We start from the raw sequence: 20130 nt of genomic DNA, 5'->3' as shown, positions 1-20130 counted from the left end.
ATAAATATTATTAAGGTGGCCTCAGGGCTCAAAGATAAAGAGATTTTATAAGTTTAAACAATTACGCTACAGAATATCCGGTGTACCCAAATCACGCATATTCTTGCCAAAGAAACTTAACCTATGCTTCCAAAAAAATCAAGGCATCCTGTGTATGCCATACTGCTGTTGACGCTATCGGTAGTAGGCACTTCCGCTATTGCCAATCCCAGCATTTATGAATTTCTTGAAGAGGTAGTTGCCAAGGCGGAGACCTCCATCGTAAGAACAGTATCCGGTGTTAGTGCCTTCAGCGCTGTCGACGAGCTTTCCAAGGAGGCAGGCAAAAACACGAACATTGCCAGCCCTGTAATGTTCACAACCATCGTACAGGGTGCCGATGAAACTGTCAGTTGTACCAATACGGGAATCACTGTAGCGAAGGTATTCGTCTGTGGTGATTATGATTTTAAGCCGCTTACCTTACAGGGAAATCCCGCAGGTGCTGTTTGGGAACGTTACGTTCCTACTGGATCGTGCGCTATGGATTTGGATGACAACTGTCCGTCTTTTCAGGTGGCAGGAACGAATTGCGGGAACGCTCCTTCCAATTGGGTACAGGTAGGCACGGGCCCGAATTACACCATCGATCCAGCCGATGTTCCGGCAGCTACGGGCACTGAATATCGAGTGACCGCAGGCGGACAGACTTATTTTATTAAGGCGACCAAGAGTTCTTTTGATTACAACTACGAGGTCAAGAATGCCGTTTGCGGCACCCTTGGAAGCATCCGAATCACGGAGCTTTCACCTGCCTACGAACTACGAATCGATATGGGCGGTGGTTTCGGACCATGGCAGAACTCCAAGGAATTTAATAACCTACCTGCGGGTAATTACACGGTGGAGGTGCGTCTTCGAAATGTAGCCAACGCTTGTGAATACCCCTATCCTCCATTCACCATAACCGAGCAGAATCTGGACATTCAGGTGACCGTCACCGATGCGACCTGTCCCAATCAAAATGGAGATATCAGGGTCGATATCAATGGTGCCCAGGTTCCTGGGCCGTACGAGTATACCTTGATCGACGCTGCCACCAATCAACCAATTACCTTTACCCCGGCGATCGCCCCGGATTTTTATGTATTTTCATCGGTAAGTCCAGGTACCTATATTGTACAGGTAGAGACTCCTGAATGTCAGGAAGATTTTGCCAATGGTATTCTCGCACCAAGACAGGATTTGGATGTCAACGGCGACCCCATTGTCATTGGGGAAGGATTGCAGACTATTGTACCCGACGCGAATTTAAACGGTCAGAGTTTCGGTTGCGCGGATATTACCAGCATTGGTATCGATATAACCACGGTCGGTGGAACACCGCCTTATACTTATACGGTTACAGGAGGAGGTAGCGGAACGTCTCCCGCCCCGTACACTGATACTGAAATTTCTACTTATACGGTAACAGCTTCCGGTAACTATACTTTTACTTTTACCGACGCCAATGGGTGTATGCCCGATGAGCCTTTAACGGTATATATCGCGGATTTACCACCACCAGTGGTGAATGCAAACGGCGTTGACGGTACTTGTAGCAATGGAGGCGGAAGAATCGAGTTTGTCGTTACGAATAACCCGGGGTATAACCTTGAATATCGATTGAATCCGACCTCTCCATGGGTCAGTGGGAGTGTATTGCCGGTTCCCGACGGCACCTACAACCAATTGGAGGTACGCTACAGTCAAGGGGCCTTTGAGTGCGAACTTCCCTTGAATTCGGTGACCGTAACTTCCGAAGCGGGCTTGACCGGATTTGCAAGTGCTACGGCTTATACCTGTGCCACGGGGGCAACCATTACCTTTGATCCTGCGCAGAGTAGCGGGGGATCTGGTTCAGGTTATGAATATAGTATTAATGGAAGCGATTATTTTACGACCACTAGTTTCCCAGGGTTGACACCCGGGACCTATATACCCCATATTAGGGACGATGCCAATTGTTCCCAACCGCTTCCACAAATTGTAATAGCCGATGCACCCGCTCCAGATGATATCACTTTTAGCCAAGGCAACATCGATTGTGCGACCGGTACCAGTGAGGTAACCGTCACCGTGGTAGGAGGGGCCGCCGTGACTTCCTACGAGATTGTCTTTCCGGCCAGTGCCGTAACAGGCCCTCAACCGGGGAATGTTTTCCCGAATTTAGCGTTGGATACCCGACACGATTTTGTTATTACCGATGCAAACGGCTGTACACATCCTGCGAGTTTTGTTACTGGGGGCGTAAGTACCATTCAGGCGCGAGTAAAGGCAGGGGGCGATACCAGGGTTTGTGATGGAGAGAGCGATGGTTTTGGTGCCTTTATCATCGATGGTTTTACCCCGGATACGCCTGGTGCGGATTACAGTTACACTATTTCTGGTACAGGCTTAAGCGGTACGAGCAGTGATTTGGAAATTCCGGTCACCAACCTAGGCCCCGGTACCTATACGATTACGGTGACCGATGCCGATACGAATTGCACCGATACGGCAGACTTGGTCATAGTTGGACCCACCACACCGTTAACGGTTACTCGGAATGTCAGCCCGATGACCTGCGGAAATGGAAATATCGGTTCGGTGGAGGCCCAAAGGAATGGAGGCTTTTCCGGACAGGCACAATACCAACTCACTTATCCGGGAGGAACGGTCATCCCTTGGAAAAATGGCCGTTTCTTCGGGGGATTGAACGAGCAGGGGACCTATACCTTGGAAGTACGGGATTCGGAAGGTTGTATCGCCAGTACTACCTTCGATTTGACATCCTTGGATGCACCTACGATTACGGAAGGTACTATTGACCGATGCTACTCTTCGACGAATTTTGCCTCGATCGAGGTCTTTTCCGCCGTAGGTACAGGAAATATCAACGACCACCGATTTCGTATCAACGGTGGTGCCCTGGAACCGTTAGGAACCCCTGGGGCCCATACATTTAATAACCTGGTACCAGGTACCTACACCATTGAAGTGGTCAATATTGTCACCGATTGTAGTGCGGCCTTGGCGCCGATTACTATTGAGCCGGAACTTCGGGTACAACTAAATCTCAATGGTGAAATTGCTTGTGGTGGAGATGGCTCCCTTGATATCGTAGTTACGGGAGGGGATATTTCTGATTTAACATCTACGTCATATATATTAAGAAAAGATGGTACTCCCGTTCCGGGTCACAACGGGGTACAACTCCCTGCAAACCCATTTACTTATACCGTACCTTTTGGAGAGCATGGGGATTATACAATCGAACTTACAGACAATAATGGTTGTACGGATGTTTCAGAGCCGTTGACCATGATAGAACCAACGAATATTACTGCATCGGCAACCGCTACAGGGCCAAGTTGTGGAGATCCCAATAGTGGGTTCGTCGAAATTATTCCTGACGTAAATCCTGGAATAGCGCCCTTTCAATATGTTTTTGGGCCCGTCGGCTCGTTGACAGACGTGGTGACCGATCCTAATTATCCAGACGGTAATTCAGGTGATGGAGTGGTCTACACTTTTTCTGCACAAAACATTTATAGCGGTTTGGCTGCTGGTACTTATGAATATTTGGTTATTGACGACCGGGGATGTCCTACAAGCCTACAGACCATCGTGGTAGTGGCAAATACCGATCCGATACCTGCTGCGTCCGTATCTCCTATAGATGCCACATGCAGCGCTGGGGCCCCGGCTTCCGGTGGTGTTACAATAAACAGCATTACCCCTGGTAGTCCGAATTATCGAGTCGTTATAGAGGATAACTTTGGGAATCAATTCTTCGCTCAAGACAACGTGGCACCAGGAGATTTGCCATTGGCGATTACCGACCCTAGTTTGATCCCAGGGGGTTATCAGGTAATAGTCATAGATGCTCGGGGTTGTATCGATATTCAACCTGTGACGATAGGAACAGCTAGTTTGGATATCATTCCTACTTATCCACCACCTCCGCCAACTTGTTCGCCAGGTGGAACGACAGTTTGTGTGGATATCGTGGGAGGAAGTCTTCCTGAGGATTATAGCATACGGTTGCTTCAAGATCCCCCGTTGGCATGGGAAGCACCGAACACGGATTTCAATACCCATTGCTTTACTGGGTTACTTTGGGGGGTATCGTACACGGTCGAGGTAATGGATGATAATACAGGCTGTACTTACGAAGAAGTGATTACGCTTCCTGATGGACCAAATTTGAACGTCACTTTGGATGTCGACGGAATTACCTGTAGAAACGGTGACGTGGGAGTAAATTACACCATCGATCCGGGTAACGCCGGAACGGCACCTTACGACATTGTGATCACCAACCTAAATACGGGTACCGTTGTCTACAATGTAACCAATTCCTTTGATCTCACATTGGCCACACCATTGACTGTTCCGCAGGGAAGATATGGTGTTTCCGTGCTGGATGCAGGAGACTGCTCCGATGGGGACGAGGATGAGGCAATCCTAAATACCCCGCGAGTGGACATCGTTTCCAATCAAAATGCTAATTGTAATGCCCCGGGTCTATTGACTGTTAGGGGTAGTGGAGGTACACCTTACCCTTCGTCGGGACCTGGTTCTCTTCCTGATGGCTCTCCTTACGAGTACGCTTTTGTTCCAGCTGGTTTTTCAGTGGATGAAGACGGCACGGCGACACCCGCAGACCCTACGGATGATTTTACAACAGCTACGACCGTCTCGTTGCCGGGCTCGTTGGCTCCTGGCACCTCGTACGACATTTGGGTAAGGGATTTAAATTTATGTTCCTACAGGATTTCCGCTGCGGTTATCCAAGAAGATCCGCCATTACCTGTACCATCCATTACTGTCAATAATCAATGTGATGTCACCACACCCGTTGGAGGATTTGAGATTACAGTGGAAATGCCTGGAAATATTGATACCCCGACCTTTACTTTGGATGGGGTAAGCCAAACTCCCGTGTATACCCCTGGAGTGCCGACTCAGGCCATTTTTTACGTAAATAGCATCGGCAACTACCCTATTAATGTGATAGATATTAATGGATGTTTTGTCAATGATTCCGCTGAGGTTTATCAAGTGCTCTCAGCTTCCGCAGATTTTACGACCACTCCGCCTACCTGTTTCGATGCCGATGGTGAAATTGTGGTAACAGCCGATGGTGGTAGTGGCGATTTTACATTCATATTGTCAGGAAACGATTATGACGGTAATCCGATAACTTCGATAACCCAGACCAACAATGGTACGTTCACCGGAATGGTGCCAGGAACCTATGAAGTTTTGGTCAGGGACAATCAGGTCACCGATGGTGTCAACCCCTGTCAGTATCTTGTGACCGGGATTATTTCTGAACGGCCCACCGAACCTGTGATTGTTGATACGGGGGAGACCGATATCACCTGTTACAATGCCAATGATGGCAGCATTACCGTCATCCTACAACCAAACACCGATGTGGACGGTATTCGCGAGTATCGTCTCTATGACAGTAGCAATACATTGGTAGCTTCTGATCCGGTAGTAGGTAATTTTACGGGTCTCGGACCCGACACCTATCGCGTGGAAGTAGAGACGGATAGGGGTTGTATCGATTCCGAACCTGCAGTTATTGAAAATCCCGATGACTTTGCAATCCTGGATCCTTCTCCCATCGAGTTTCAATGTTCGCCGGGTTCTAACCAAGTGAGTTCGGCTACCTTTACGATACAGATAAATCCCGCCTTGCAAGGGACACCCGGAGATTACCGTTTTCGAATCAATCCAACCGATGGTTTTGTTAGTAACCCAACCTTCGAAATATTTGATAATGGAAGTGTGCAAACCCTTAACATAGAAGCAATTGATGCGAGGGGTTGTCCGGCTACCTTACCACCGATCACGGTGAATCCACCTTCGGAGGTGCAGGGAGTAATCAACCAAGTCGCCCCCATGAGTTGTATACAAGGAGAGATGATCGATGTGGTAGTTTCCATGACCACGCCTGCCGATTATGTAATTAGGGCCAATGCGAATTCCGTAGCCACTTTTGCCGATACCCCGAACATACCGGCCGGCACAACCAACTATCCCATCACCCTACCCGCGGTAGCCGGGGATTATTATTTGGAGATTGTAACCGGTGGTTGTGTGTACCCGATTCCGGTATACACGGTGGTGCCCCCCGTAGATCCGGTGGTCACTATTGCAGAGCTAACTCCCGAGACCTGTTTCAATGCGCGCGACGGAGTAGTTTCCATAGAAATAACCGATTACACCGGGAATGACTATACCTATTGGGTCTATGATGCCAATGACCCCGGTTTTGCCAGTGATGATTTTAGCGCTTCGACGCCACTCACCGGTGCTTCCGGATTGCTCGGACCGTTACCGGTCGATATTGGTGCCGATGGCAATCCAGCCGCAATCGTAGACGTGCCCAGTGGTAACATTAGGATAGTAGTCCGGGAAGACGATTCTCCTAATTGTGGAGCTTACAGTAATGTGATTACGGTTCGTGGTCCGAATCCGGCCGGTCCGTTGGAGGTTATCGATATTCAACAAGATCAAACAGTAGGTTGTAGCGACGATCAGGGAATCATTAGCTTCAACGCCCGCTACGGTTGGGATACCAGCCCCTATGAATATCAGGTAGAATACCGGGCTACCACTGCTGACCCCTGGACGGTCGTACAAGCCTTTGGTCCCCAGCAAAGTATGTCGAATCGACCTGCCGGTTTCTATCGGGTTACGGTAAGGGATATTTATCTCTGTACCGGTACCTTTGAGAGAGAACTCCTTGCGGTACCGCAGCCTGATGTGGCCTTGACGATTACGCAGGAACTGGAATGTCCGAACGGTACGGATGCCATCTTGGTAGCTGTAGACCCGAATGATTTGGTCACTGAGGGTGCCATAGGAGGGGTTCCGGGAGAAAACTACATCTATCAATTAATTAAATTGGATTCCAATCATCCAGACCCGATCAATCAGGACCCAAGCGATCCCGCTAACCAAGAGTTCTTATATGGGCCTCAAACCTCGCCTCGCTTTGAGGGGAGCGGTGGTATCGGAGTCATCCCTGCCGGTTTCTATTCGGTTCATGCAACGTCTACCTATGGTTGTGAGGTATATTCGCCCCCGATTGAGGTGGTTCCACCACAACCCATCAATCCACAGTTGCGTTTGGTATCGGCCCCTGCCTGCGGTGATCTGGGAGTATTGGAGTTAAGGGTATTTAATTTCGAACCAGGCGCTACGTATGAATATAGGGTAGCAGGTTCCGCAGATCCTTGGGTCGTAATGACCGATCAAGCAGGTACTGCAGTGGAAAACATCAATGGTATCGTTGGACAAACCTACGAATTCGAAGTACGGAAACAGGGAGCCAATGGACCGTGTTTGGAACGTTTTACCAATGAGGTAAGGGTAGAGTCACCGCTGAATTTGGCAATTGACCCTGCATCTCCGCAGTCACCGCCATCGTGTAGCTCCATTGATGATGGGCGAATTGAGATCAAGGCATCGGGAGGGACCGGGATTTATGAATATTCCCTATATCTTGCAGATCCCGGCGACCCTGCCGTGCCGACCACCATATTCCGTGGACCACAGAGCAGTCCGAATTTTGAGAATCTTCCACCGAATTATTATGTAGCGGTCGTTACCAGTGGTAATCCGGCCCTATGTAGGGAAGAGGCAGCATTTCAGTTGGAGCCGGCGATTGCGGTACTCATAACACCTAGTGCCCAGAATGTTCTTTGCTACGGGGATGAAACAGGAAGTATCACCATGACCGTTGATGCATCCTATCCCGGGTTGGTGGAATTCGCTATCGAACCGAATTTCGCGGATCTGGTCACCGACCCTGATAATCCGTTGGTGTATACCTTTACCGATTTACCGGTGAAACCCGACGGATCGCCCTATAGAATCCTTGCGCAGGATGAGGACGGCTGCCCGTATTTCTTCGATGTGCCGATGACCCAACCGACTGCGATAGCGATTGCGGACCCGATAGTTACGAATGAAACTTGTTTGGGTGATAATGACGGTACGGTAGAGATACCCATAACAGGGGGAGTACCCTTTACAGATGCCGGTGGTACCTATTACGAAATGAAGGTGGAACAGTATTTCCCCACCGATGAACGGGATATTAACACTCCCTATTTTAATTACTACGACGGTCAGATATTGCCAAATGACCCGAATGACCCGTTTATCACTGGTAATGAGTATCAGGTGACCGTGCGGGATGCCAACGGTTGTGAGGAACTTACCGTCTTTAGGATAGAAGAAGGGGTGTTACTCGAACATATGATCGATCCGCAATATGGCTGTGATGTGAATATGCCCAATAGCCTGGTGACGGTTGAAATGGTCGATGAGTCTTTACTGCCGCAACTGACGTTCTTTTTGGAGAATGTCAATGACCTTCACCCGGAGGTGGAAGTACTTCCGGAAATCGATAGGAACGAAAAACGCATCGAGCTTTCTTCCGACCAACGAAGTTGGGCAAATCTGGAAGCCGGTACCTATCAGGTGTATATTTTCCATCAAAATGGATGTTTGGAGATCAGCGAGCCTTTCGAGATGTTCGAATACGAAAACCTTGAAGTGAGCTTGGAATCCACAGGTCCGAATGAGGTAACCGCGACCGCAACTGGAGGTTTTGGAGCCTATGAATACTTTTTCCAAGGAGTATCTCAGGGAGATGATAATATTTTCCTATCCAATCAAGATGTTTTGGTGGAGGTCCGAGTGGTCGACGAGCTTGGTTGCGAAGCTACGGCCGCCATACCGTTTACGTTTACCGGTATGCTTGAAATTCCGAATTTCTTTACCCCGGACGGTGACGGCCAAAACGATGAATGGATGATCAACAATAGGGAATTCTTCCCCAATATCGAAGTCAAGATTTATGACCGATATGGTAGGGTGGTCGCTATTTTGGATCAAATTAAAAACTGGGACGGTACCTATGAAGGTAAGGAACTCCCTAGTGGTGATTATTGGTACGTCGTTAACCAGAACGATGACCGGGACACTCGTTTTGTCGGTCACTTTACCCTATACAGGTAACCAGCCAATAACTGGTTCTTAGTTGAAAAAAGGCTTCCAATTGTTGGAGGCCTTTTTTCGTACCGTAGCATGCATTCAACAGCCTTCTATGGAATATTTTCCTTTTGGATAGTAATGGTCGGTTGCATTTACATATGGTTTTTGATAAAATGCTGGTATATGGTTCAGCGTGGGTTTTTTATCTTTCTCGCAAACAATTAAAGAGCAATTGAATGAAAAAGTTGTGGTTGCCCTTATCGTTATTGGGTAATGTTCTTCTTGCATTATATGTATTCTTGTCAGGGAACTTTTTTACAAAAGATGCATTTCCTGAAAAAAAGCATATTGAAATACCAACAGCCGATGAAGAAGTAGTCGACGAAAAGGGACTGACGGTCGAACCGGTAAACATTGTCATGCTCGGCAATTCGATTACCTATCAGGGTGACTGGCAACAGGTACTTGGCCGCAACGATGTTTTTAACGGGGGGAAACCGGGATGGACTACCCAGCAACTCTCTTGGGTTATCAAGAATTTTATCGTTCCCCATCGACCCAAAATCTGCTTCTTCAAAGGGGGAATCAACGATTACACACTGGGCATTTCGACCCAGCGAATTTACGAGAACATCACCATGGTGATGGATTCTATTAGTAGTATCGGGACTAGCCCGGTTTACACAACTACCTTGTATCAAAGAGGCGTCACTGAACGCAATAGGGAAATTGATACGCTGAATGCACGAATGAAAGAATTTTGTCGGGAAAGGGGGTATGATTATATGGACCTTCGTCCCTTTCTCTGTGAAAACGGGGATATCAAAACTCAATACGTACAAGAAGACAATACCCACCTGAAACCAGCTGCTTATCCCCAGTGGGCTAGGGCGATGCAGCCAATGTTAGAGAAATATGGTTTAAATTAGAGGAACCAAGGATTTCACAGGGTTCGATGGGCGGTCTTGGGTATGACCACATTCGAAACGCAAAAAATGAATAACAATAATATGAAATACTTACAACCTCTTCTTTTCCTGATTTTTATAGTCTCGACGGCTATTGGCAATGCCCAGGATAAGCTATCCCAGGATTGGCACTACATTCAAGTCGATAGTACCAAACAAATGTGGGGCGACTGGGCAGAGCCGGAGTGGCTTCGCTATTTTGGCTTGGATGCAGGGGATGTGGACAGCGACGGCAATATGGATATTATTTCAGGCCGATACATTTACCACAATCCGGGGGGGGGCATGGAAAGTACATGGAAACGTACGGTACTCGATGACAATGTCGATGGGATTCTGTATATCGACGTCGATGGCGACCCCTATGCCGATATCATTGCGATGGCCTTGCCAGACCTTTACTGGTATGAGGCTACCAATGAAAATGGAACCCGCTACCAGAGAAAGTTGATCGGGCAGGTGCCCGCTACAAGTCATGTGAATAGTCAAGGTTTTGAAAAAGCACAACTGGTTGCCGGTGGGCCATCGGAGTTTGTGATAGCTGGAAACGGTGATATATACGCGATAGCGATTCCCGATAAGGAAGCGGATACAAGCGATTGGAAGGTGACGATGATTTGTAAAAATACATCCGATGAAGGCATCGGTGTGGGGGATATCGATGGCGATGGCGATTTGGATATTGCTGCTGGAAGAAGACCCGATGGGGAAGATGAGCCCAAAATTCTTGTTTGGTACGAAAACCCCGGAAATATCGATAGCTTGTGGAAACCCACCATCGTGGGCGAAAGCATCCACCCGATTGACCGTGTGGAAATTGCGGATGTCAACGGGGACGGAAAAGCCGATATCGTGGTTACCGAGGAACGGTACCCCGGCTTGGAACCGGACGCCAACTTTTGGTGGTTCGGCCAACAAGATTTGGACACTTGGCAACGCAACAAAATAGTGACCCAATTTTCTATCAACAACCTGGATATCACCGATATTGATAACGATGGCGACACCGATTTGTTGACCGCGGAACATAAAGGAACGGCTTTGGAACTCCAACTTTGGGAGAACAACGGCGCCGGGGTTTTTACAAAAACGGTTATCGATACCGGAAAGGAAAATCATCTGGGTACCCAATGGGTCGATCTGGATGCCGATGGGGACCTTGATATTATCGGGGCGGGATGGGATCAGCATCAATACATGCACGTTTGGCGCAATGATGCCATTAAATCGTTAAAGACGGGGATGCTTTATAAAGAGTATCCTTGGACACCTATCGATGCCAGCGACGATGGCAAATTTCTTCGAGTGGGTGGAAAGTTGGACTATTCCTTGAACAAAGACCATTTTCCAAAAAAAAAACATAAAAATGGTTTCATCAAACTAGGTCATGAAGTTGACTTGAACAATGCCATCGGTGCGGAAGTGTTGGTAGAACGGGTACAATCGCATGAGGATACGAAAGATTTAAGCATTCAATTTAATGAAGGAAAGCCAATTCTGCTACCGGAACCTACATTGATATCGGAGCCGGCAACCGATTATATGTTTCATACCAACATTCGGATGCCCGTTCCATTGACCCACTTAAAACAGGGTGTCCAAAACAGCTTTAAGCTTATGGTGGCAGAAGATCAATCTTGGGATTGGCCACAGAATCTCGTATACGCAGTGGTGCTACGGATTTATTATAAGCCCGTTGAATTACCGGGCCCTACCAAATTGATTGGAATCAAACCAGGTGATTTTCTTCAAAAGGATCAAACGCTTTCATTGGAAAGTACCTCGATGGGCGATATCGTAAAAGTCGATTATGTAGGGCTCTACGAGGATGTAAATGTGCAAGGAGATGGCAAATACCGCCAATGGCAGTTTCGGCATCATCGGGGTGCAATCGCCAACCATCTCGGAAGTTCCACCAAGGCTCCGTTTGAGGTAGTTTGGAATACGGAATGGCTTCCAGATCAGTCCATGCCGGTACAACTGACCGCTTTAGTGACCCATGCAAATGGTTTTGTTGAGGTTATTGAGCCGATTCACGGGCTCGGTCTAAATCGAACATCTACCGTGGCCCTGGTGAAGCCTTACGGGCAGGAGCCATTTTGGACCACTAGGAACGGAGAGCATGGCCAATACCTGGATATCCCTTTAGCGGTATCTGAAAATGACAAGGCAATATTATATTGGAACAGTTGGAGTCCTTGTTACTCCGAGGGAATCCGTCTGAACGGAACGGTGCAAATACCGGATAGGAACACCCCATGCTACGATGCCTACTGGCATGAAGAAGCATTGAAGAATGTTGGTTCCCTCAAAATGGGAAGAAACCGATTAACCACCTTAAAGACTCCTTTGCATGAGGGGCAAATGGTGCATGGCATGGATGTGCAATGGCCTGGGATTATGGTCAAGGTAAAAAAGGAAAATCAGGAGAAATCCAGTATTCATATCTCCGAAGGCAGCTATGAAAATAGGCCACATTATATCGTGCATACCCAAAAGGCAACATACTACTACGATCAAGAAGGTGGCGGATTTTCGCGTATTATCGACCGATATGGGAATGATTGGGTGGGTTATAAAACCGAACCTTGGGACCAATACCCTGCCTCTGCGGCCTCTGCCTTTCGAGGACTCCCAAACCTGGTCTTTAATTCCGACGATGGGGGTGCAGGACACCCGGGGCATGATAAATGTGTCTCTGAAATCGTATCGGAAAATAAGATCAAGACTACTTCCAAAAGTGGGTTGTGGGAATGGGAATGGATTTTTCACGATGACTACGCCGTGCTAAATATTCTGAAGGTTGCCGAGGGTAAGACATACTGGTTCCTCTACGAAGGAACCCCTGGTGGAAACTACGAACCGGCAGCGTCAACCTATGGTACCGACAGCGCGGGACCCCGTTCCGATATTCCCGATTTCTATAAGGGAAGTATCAATTGGGGAAATTACCAATGGGCGTATTTTAATAAGAACGGTGTACCGACCACCTTTTATCTCGCTCAGGTAACCCCCGACCAACATGTCGATATGATGTCGTATCTTGGCGATACGGCCGATGGGGCCTCAAGCAAAGACGGTATGACCGTTTTTGGTTTTGGAAGGGATAAGGACACGAGGCCCTTACTAGTAGGGAAAAACAGTTTTGTCATCGGGTTGACCGATTATCCGGTACGCACCAAAGAGTCGCATCAAAGAATAGCCACACATATCAATAAATTAATCAAGCCATAAACCATTGGGAAGTATGAAGAAAAACACCATTCATTTTGGACTGTTGGGAGCATTGCTTTTTGCAGGTATTATACAATCCTGTAAAGAAGCCAAGAAAGAAGCGACCCCTGTTACCGTACCGGAAATCGAGAAAGAATTGGCCTTCGAGCAACGTAAAATTGTAGATAGCGCCAAATTTTGGTGGGCACACACCCCTGCGGACGTCACGGGTGATGGTATTGCCGATCTTTTGTTCATCAACAACAATTCGGCGGGTGGCTACTTGGGATATTACAAAGGAAAAACCGAAACGGGTCCTTGGGAATTGAATATCATAGCTGAGAAACCGGTGACAGGCGGACTTTTTGCAGGAGGCGATTTGGAGGCAAATGATATCGATGGGGATGGTGATATGGATGTAATCGCCATAAAACATCCAGGGGAATGGACCGATGCGGGCGCGACGGCAGAACTATTCTGGTATGAGAATACCGGGAGTGAGTGGAAATCGCATACGATAGGAACGGTTCCCGATGCGGTAAAGGATGTCAGTTTTGCCGATTTTGACATTGATGGCAAGATGGATCTCGCCATTCTTACGTTCGACGAGCATACGCTCAGTGTTTTTAGACAAAACAATGCCGACTCCTGGGAACGGGTGCAATATATTCAAGATGAGGTGCTACACGAAGGAATGGCCGTTGGCAACATGGATAATGACAGTTACCCCGATATCGTTGCTACAGGGCTGGTCTACTACAATCCGGGTGTGGATTTAACGAAGGAATGGCGGGTAGAAAACTTAAATGAGATGTGGAACAATCAAGAAGGGGATTGGTCCCGAAACGGTACCAAAACCTTTGCCACGGATGTCGACAAGGACGGAAGGGTGGAAATCTATATGGCCCATTCGGAGCGTGCAGGGTATCCCTTGGTCGCCTATAAAAAAATGAACAACGAATGGCAAAGTCGAACGATAAAGGATAGTATCCCTGCCTGTCATACCTTACAAGTATACGATTTCGACTTGGATGGGGATTACGATGTGTTGGCAGGAATCAACTATGGAAGGGCGATTAATTTGAATAAAACGAATTTTGATGTTTCCATTTTCTTGAACGAGGGAAATTATTCGGACTATAAGGAGATGGTGATTGAAAAAAATGGAATCTACAACGGGCAGGCCATTGACTACGACGGCGATGGCGATATAGACATCTTCCGCTATCCCAATCACGAGGCAACCGACTTTTATATTTTGGAAAACACCTTAAAACAATAACATTGGGAATATGGGAATGCATTGGAATAATGGATACCGGCTTTTTTTCCTTTCCACTCTTTTCGCCATATCCTTGCTGATTATCGCGTGTGAAGATAAAGGCACAAAAGATTCTACGAAATTGGAAGAACCGCCTTCCCAAGCCATATACCTTTTAACCGATCAGGATCTATTGAATATGGTACAACAACAAACCATCGCTTACTTCTGGGAGGGCGCCGAGCCCAATTCTGGAATGGCGCCGGAACGCATACACTTGGACAATGTGTATCCCTCCAATGACCGTCATATAGTAACTACCGGCGGGACGGGTTTTGGGTTGATGGCAATTTTGGTTGGAGTGGAACGAGGATTTATTCCTAGGGATGCCGCCATCGGCAGAATGGAAAAAATCGTGGATTTTTTGGAAACCTGTGACCGTTATCATGGTGTATGGCCGCATTGGCTTGATGGGAGGTCGGGAAAAACCAAACCTTTCAGTGAAAAGGACGATGGGGGTGATTTGGTAGAGACCGCTTTTTTGATACAAGGACTCTTGACGGTAAAAGGGTTTCTTAACACTACAGACGATAGGGAACAACCGTTGGCGGAGAGGATTCAGGAGCTTTGGGAGTCGGTGGAATGGGATTGGTACACCAATAAGGAATTAGTGCTTTACTGGCATTGGTCGCCGAATTTTGGCTGGGAAATGAATTTTCCGGTTCGTGGGTATAACGAAGCCTTAATTATGTATGTGTTGGCAGCTGCCTCACCAACACATCCCATTTCACGTGAGGTTTACAGTGAAGGCTGGGCAAGGGGAAATGCGATTACAACGGATACCGAATTCTACGGCTTGAAAACGATTTTAGACCACTATGAGACTCTTGATGACCCGGTGGGCCCTCTGTTCTGGGCCCATTATTCGTTCCTTGGGCTGAATCCTACCCAATTAAAGGATGCGTTTGCCGATTATTGGTCCGTTAATCGAAATCACGCCTTAATACATTATCGATATTGTGTTGATAACCCTAAGAATTATAAGGGCTACGGGGAGGACTGTTGGGGTCTTACCTCTAGCTACTCCCGAGAGCTAGGTTATGCCGCCCATCGACCTACCGAAGACCTTGGCGTTATTTCTCCTACCGCCGCCCTGTCTTCGATGCCTTATACTCCAGAGGAGAGTTTACGGTTTTTGCGACACCTATACCGGGATCATTCCGATCAGATTGGTACGTACGGTCCTTTCGATGCTTTCAGCGAACAATATGGATGGAGCGTTCCTAGATACCTGGCAATAGACCAAGGCCCCATTCCTGTTATGATTGAGAATTACCGAACGTCAATGCTTTGGAACCTCTTCATGGCGAACACAGATGTGCAAGGGGGGCTCTTAAAATTGGGCTTCTCATTTTGATTCAAGTTTTTTTCGCCCGACCTTACAACTGGTAAATTAAAGAATAAATTGCATGCGATTGCTGAAGTTAATGGTATTCCTATTCCTATTGCAAGGGTGCGCCGCACAACCCGCTACCCGATTAATCGATGCCACGCAAGAAACGGTGACAAAGGAGGTGTTCGATTACTATCTCTATTTTCCCGAGGCATATGGGACCCAACCCGATGAGAAGTTCCCGTTACTCTTGTTTTTGCATGGGGGCGGCGAAGCTGGGGATAGTTTGGTCGCAATCAAACGCAATGGTCCTCCCAAGTTGATTACCGAAGGCAAACAGTTCCCGTTTTTGATCTTGGCACCACAGAACCCGCATAAAAAGAAATGGTGGAATACTGTTGCCGTAAAGCAATTATTGGATACCATCGTTGCCAACAATCGAGTCGATACCAAAAGGATTTATTTGACTGGTCTGAGTAGGGGTGGGGGTGCGGCCTGGGAGATGGCGGTTCAGTATCCGGACACTTTTGCGGCCTTGGCGGTGGTTTGCGGCATGACCCCTTTACCCTATGCCGCTTGGCTTGATAAAAATATGCCTATCTGGGTGTTTCATGGGGAGGAGGATAAATCGATTCCCATATCGGAGTCGGAAACCATGGTCGAACGCCTTTTATCGATGGGATATGATGTAAAATTCACCAGATACAAAGGGGTGGGCCACAACTCGTGGATACAGGCCTACAACACGGAGGAATTGTATGATTGGTTTGTGCGTCAATCCCGTAACGATTGACCCTAAAATCGTTTTTAGTCAGAGGTGTACTACTCCCGTCCATCTATTTTTTGAAACATAGAATTTGTCTTTCCGGCCTCAATTCGCCCATGCGGGTATTTCCGCATCTATGCCCAGCAGTGGCAGAATCACAAAATAGAGTAGGAGGGGTAATAAGAATATGAAAAGGAGATTGAGCCAAAAACCTGTTTTGGCCATTTCAGCAATGGTTATCTGGTCGCTAGCAAAGATCACCGTATTGGTGCCGGTTCCCGAAGGTAGCATAAACGCGAAGGAACAGGCGAAAGTAGCGGGAATCATTACTAATAGCGGATGTATGCTTCCGGCAACGGCCATCGCAGCGAGTATAGGTAGAAAAATAGTGGCCGTGGCGGTGTTCGAATTGACTTCGGTGATGAAGATAATAAGTCCAACGATCAAAAGAATAATTATGAAATCTGGCAAGCTCGCAAGCGAGGTAAATGAGTTCCCTATCCATTTGGCGAGTCCACTATTGTTGAATGCTGCTCCCAAGGCCAGTCCCCCACCTAGAAACATGGCTACCCCCCAGGGTACTTCTTTGGTAGCGTCCCAAGTCATAAGTCGGTTTCCTTTTCCATCGCTGGTTATGAATAATGCGATAGCCCCGAAAAGTGCCACCGTACTATCGTGAATATAAGCTTCTACTCCAAGCAAACTTCCCCATCCGGGAATAGTCACAAATCCTAGGACCAAATCTTTTTTGAATATCCATCCTAGAGCTGTTATCAAAAAAATATAGAAAACTCTTTTTTCTCCCTTGGTAATACTGCCCAAGGTTTTCAAAGTATCGGTAGCGATGTTACTTCCACCTTCCATGCGGTGGTGGATTTTAAAGTGGTTTATTAAATAGAACCAAACGATGGGGACGAACAGTATTACCACTGGAAGTCCTATTTTCATCCACTCCAAAAAATCAATTACCGGGGCATTTGGATATAGTGTCGTAACAAGACCTGCAAATACCAGATTGGGCGGGGTCCCGATCAAGGTACCAGTACCTCCTATGCTCGCTGCGTAAGCGATACCCAGTAAAAGGGCAAGTCCGAACTTCTTACGTTGTTCCAAAGGTTCTTTTTGGATGAGCGCGGTAGCGATAGGTAACATGATGAGCACCACTGCCATATTGGTGATCCACATCGAAAGAAAGGCGGTGACCAGCATAAAACCCAAAATAATATGGCGTTTGCTGGTGCCCAGGAGCTTAATCGTCGAAAGTGCAATGCGCTTATGTAACCGTTGATTTTCGATGCCCTTCGCCAGAATAAAGGCCCCTAAGAGCATTAGCACGTAGTCGTGTCCGTAGTTTTTAGTGGTCTCCGTGGAGGTCATGATACCTAAAAATGGAAATAAGGCCACAGGTAAAAAAGCAGTGATATAAATAGGAATGGCTTCGCTAACCCACCATATGATCATCAAAATGGCGACTGCGGCCGTCTTTTGCCCTTCCTCTGGTAGCCCGTTTGGCAAAGGTGCCAACAAGACCACTAGAAACAGCAAAAGCCCAATCCATATTCCGTACTTTTTTGAATTGGTCCGTATCATGGGAGTGTAAACTAGGTTTATTTTTCGGAATATCGAATTCTATCCGGGCAATATTTAGGACGGTGATGATTTTCTGCGTTGAAACGACGAAATCACAGTGATCGGGATTGTCGTATTTTTTGTAAATTTCAAGACTGACCTAAACCATTTCACTATGCATTCCTTGAAATCCATCGCAGTTCTATTCATCTGTGTGTTCATTATGAATTGCGAGGAATCGCTTCCACCCATAACCGATACTTTTAGCGAACAGATCAGGCTCAACCAGATCGGATATTACCCCCAGGCCGTTAAAAAGGCGGTTGTAGTTGATTTTGAAGGGGCCAACAGGTTTCAAGTGGTTGACAGTGTGTCGATGAAGGTGTTAATGACCGGGTCACTTTCCCAAACGAAAGACTGGCAACTCTCAAGGGAGAAAGTAAGGATTGCCGATTTCTCGGAGGTAACGGAGGAAGGTACTTATTTGTTACTGGTGGCCGGACTTGGATATTCCTACCCTTTTGAAATACGAAAAAACGTCCTACATGATGTTTTCCAGGGATCGGTAAAAGGGCTGTACTACCAGAGGGTCAGTGTGCCTTTAGAGGAAAAGCATGCGGGAAAATGGCATCGGGAAATGGCCCACCCGGACGATAGTCTGTTGTTTCATCCCTCCAGTGGAAAAGAAGAAGGATATATGGCCTCACCGGGGGGATGGTACGATGCCGGAGACTATAACAAATACATCGTAAATGCCACCTTTCCCTTGGGCCAACTGTATCTTTTGGAAGAACAATACCCCAACAGTATTTCCGATAATACCCTAAATATCCCTGAAAGCGGGAACGGTAGAAGTGATTATCTGGATGAATTGAAATACGGGATGGATTGGACACTAACAATGCAAGATGAGGATGGCGGACTCTTTCACAAGCTGACGGCCAAAAACTTTGAAGGGATGGTGATGCCGAACGAAGCGACCAGCCAACGGTATATCGTTGGCAAGGGTACCACCGCTACCCTGGATTTCGCAGCTTGCGCCGCACAGGCCTCCCGTGTATATGAGAAGGTCGCCCCCCTTTATGCGGCTAGATGTTTGCGGGCTGCGAAGAAGGCGTATGCCTGGGCCTTGGAACACCCGGCCGTAGCTTTCGTAAATCCAGCGGATGTAAGCACAGGACAGTATGGGGATACCAATTTCGATGATGAATGGTTCTGGGCGGATACCGAATTGTTTGTGTCTACCCAGGACGCTACCTATTTAGACCGTCTTACGAAGAGGCCCTTTGATTTTGATTTCCGCCCGGGGGAAAGTTGGACGACCTATATGCGATTTCTAGGAATGTTTACCATCTTAAATCATCCCGATGTTGTTCCAAAGCCACTCTATAACAAAGTAAGGCAGGGAATCTTGAATTCTGCGGACGCTCTGGTAAAAAAGGCGGAAGATCTGGATTATTTTCAACCCATCGATGATTTTCAATGGGGTTCTAACAGCGATGTCTTGAACGCCGCCATGATCATGGCACAAGCCTATCGATTGGAACCGAAAGAGGAATATCTCAATGGCGTGCAGCAATCAATGGGCTATATTCTGGGTACTAATGCCATGGGCGTGAGTTACCTGACAGGTTTCGGGGATAAGACCCCGATGTTCATTCATCACCGGCAAAGTGCCGCTGATGGTATTGAGGAACCGGTTCCGGGCTTGTTGTCCGGAGGTCCCAACAGCCGATTACAGGATGTGTCGGGAGGGGCGGTATACCCTCAGAATCCGGCTCCAATGCAGAGCTGGGTAGATCAGGAACCCAGTTACGCGAGTAATGAAATCTGTTTGAACTGGAATGCCCCCATGACTTATGTTCTGGGGTTTTTGGAAAGAGAAGCAAAATAAATACGCCCATTGGGGCAACACATGCCTAATAAAAATTTGAGA

Annotated in this window: 8 protein-coding genes; 7 read left to right on the top strand and 1 reads right to left on the bottom strand. The window is 47.4% G+C overall.

The window, feature by feature from the left end; genetic code table 11:
- Positions 1–123: 123 nt before the first annotated feature.
- From FK220_RS17350 to FK220_RS17325, 6 genes are all read left to right on the top strand, one after another.
- Positions 124–9048 (top strand): T9SS type B sorting domain-containing protein, encoded by an 8925-nt coding sequence (locus tag FK220_RS17350; RefSeq protein WP_152575625.1) that lies wholly within the window; start codon positions 124–126, stop codon positions 9046–9048.
- A 212-nt stretch (positions 9049–9260) separates the two neighbouring features.
- Positions 9261–9953 (top strand): SGNH/GDSL hydrolase family protein, encoded by a 693-nt coding sequence (locus FK220_RS17345; RefSeq protein ID WP_152575624.1) that lies wholly within the window; start codon positions 9261–9263, stop codon positions 9951–9953.
- A gap of 81 nt (positions 9954–10034) precedes the next feature.
- Complete coding sequence (locus tag FK220_RS17340; RefSeq protein ID WP_166204978.1) at positions 10035–13226, top strand: FG-GAP repeat domain-containing protein; 3192 nt, start codon at positions 10035–10037, stop codon at positions 13224–13226.
- A gap of 13 nt (positions 13227–13239) precedes the next feature.
- On the top strand, positions 13240–14487 hold the full coding sequence (locus FK220_RS17335) for an FG-GAP repeat domain-containing protein (RefSeq protein ID WP_152575622.1): 1248 nt from the start codon (positions 13240–13242) through the stop codon (positions 14485–14487).
- 10 nt (positions 14488–14497) lie between these two features.
- Complete coding sequence (locus FK220_RS17330) at positions 14498–15883, top strand: glucoamylase family protein (protein ID WP_152575621.1); 1386 nt, start codon at positions 14498–14500, stop codon at positions 15881–15883.
- A 52-nt stretch (positions 15884–15935) separates the two neighbouring features.
- Positions 15936–16652, top strand: coding sequence for a carboxylesterase family protein (locus FK220_RS17325; RefSeq protein ID WP_152575620.1), 717 nt, complete (start codon positions 15936–15938; stop codon positions 16650–16652).
- A gap of 78 nt (positions 16653–16730) precedes the next feature.
- Here the strand turns inward: FK220_RS17325 and FK220_RS17320 are convergent, their stop codons facing one another.
- A complete protein-coding gene (locus tag FK220_RS17320; protein WP_152575619.1) occupies positions 16731–18215 on the bottom strand; it encodes an SLC13 family permease in 1485 nt (494 codons plus the stop codon).
- 154 nt (positions 18216–18369) lie between these two features.
- Here FK220_RS17320 and FK220_RS17315 point away from each other — a divergent pair, with 154 nt between their 5' ends.
- Positions 18370–20088 carry a glycoside hydrolase family 9 protein gene (locus tag FK220_RS17315; RefSeq protein ID WP_152575618.1) on the top strand — a complete coding sequence of 573 codons (1719 nt, stop codon included), beginning with the start codon at positions 18370–18372 and terminating at the stop codon, positions 20086–20088.
- Positions 20089–20130: the final 42 nt, after the last annotated feature.

The sequence above is a fragment of the Pelagihabitans pacificus genome, from assembly GCF_009371985.2.
Classification (GTDB): domain Bacteria; phylum Bacteroidota; class Bacteroidia; order Flavobacteriales; family Flavobacteriaceae; genus Pelagihabitans; species Pelagihabitans pacificus.
This window is presented reverse-complemented; position numbering and strand designations above follow the sequence as displayed.